This is a genomic window from Sphingomonas populi (assembly GCF_004208535.1).
GTDB classification, from domain to species: domain Bacteria; phylum Pseudomonadota; class Alphaproteobacteria; order Sphingomonadales; family Sphingomonadaceae; genus Sphingomonas; species Sphingomonas populi.
This window is the reverse complement of sequence record NZ_SGIS01000065.1, coordinates 13,528-14,370: the sequence shown is the minus strand read 5'-3', so window position 1 is coordinate 14,370 and position 843 is coordinate 13,528. Positions and strand designations below refer to the sequence as shown.

1 protein-coding gene is annotated in these 843 nt (G+C 65.5%); it reads left to right on the top strand.

Translation table 11 applies throughout. The features are described 5' to 3' along the window. Positions 1-653: 653 nt before the first annotated feature. Positions 654-843 (top strand): helix-turn-helix transcriptional regulator (locus EWE75_RS22610; RefSeq protein WP_130160334.1); only part of this gene is annotated, 190 nt, incomplete at its 3' end.

Genomic DNA, 843 nt, shown 5'->3' with positions numbered 1-843 from the left:
TCAGGTCCACGGGCTTGCCCTTCACCCGCATGTTGGCAGGCGAGACAGACAGATTGGCGATGTCGATATGCTTGAGTTCCATTGCCTTCACTCCTTCAAACACCGCACCCGGCGCCGGAATGGCGGGGAGCGGCAGGAGCGGACCGACAGGCCCGTCGGCAGAGGCAGGCTGCACCCGCAGGGGCCCCTAGCGCGCTAGCGATGGGGATGGGTCCCAAGGGCTGCAACGCAGTGGAAGACCTGGGCGAAGCCCCGGTTGCGGCCTGCCGCGACAGGCCTACAGGGCAGCGACGCTCCCCCGCCAGATCGACGCCGGAGGCGCAAACGCCATCGCGCCCGAGGCGCGATGACCGCCGGCCGGGCGGCACGCCCGGCCCGGATCGATCGCACGCGAGCGATCCCCGTAAGAGATCGTAACCGCCCTGCGGCCGAGACGCCGAAGGCGACTCGGTGGCGCGCAGCGCCATAGAGCTCGGCCGCGCTCCAGCGCGGGACGGCTGAAGCCTATAATCTTCTCTGATTTTATGGGGCCTGTTGGGCACTCTCTGAGGCACTGCGGTGCATCTCGGTCCCGCACCTCTTGTCTCCGCGCCGACGCATCTCAATCCTGACAGCACCGAACCATTGGATCACACGCGAACCAGGATCATGCCATGACAACCGACGCTCCCGATCGCATTCTGCGCCTTAACACCGTACTCGATCGTACCGGCCTCAGCCGGGCAACCTTGTATCGAAAGGTGCAGGCCGGCACCTTTCCCAAACAAATCCGCATCGCCGTTCGCTGTGCGGGTTGGCGGGAGTCCGCAGTCAATGACTGGCTGCGCAATCCGATGTTCTACG